Consider the following 285-nt stretch of genomic DNA (forward strand, 5'->3'; position numbering starts at 1 on the left):
CCCTGCCCGATCCGGGGCCCGAGCAGGTGGCCCACATTATTTACACCTCGGGCACCACCGGGGTGCCCAAAGGGGTGGCGGTCACCCACGACAACATCACCCGCCTGTTCGACACCCTGGATGTGGGCATCGACCTGGACCGCGAGCAGGTGTGGACCCAGTGCCACTCCTATGCGTTCGACTTCTCGGTGTGGGAAATCTGGGGTGCCCTGCTACACGGCGGCCGGCTGGTGGTGGTGCCCGACGACATCACCCGCTCCCCCGAGGAGCTGCACACCCTGCTGC

Annotated in this window: 1 protein-coding gene; it reads left to right on the forward strand. The window is 67.0% G+C overall.

Translation table 11 applies throughout. From position 1 onward, the window contains the following. Positions 1-285 (forward strand): AMP-binding protein (locus WU80_RS25050; protein WP_156349808.1); only part of this gene is annotated, 285 nt, incomplete at both ends.

It is taken from the genome of Mycobacterium sp. UM_11 (assembly GCF_001414075.1).
In the GTDB taxonomy this organism is placed as follows: Bacteria; Actinomycetota; Actinomycetes; order Mycobacteriales; family Mycobacteriaceae; genus Mycobacterium.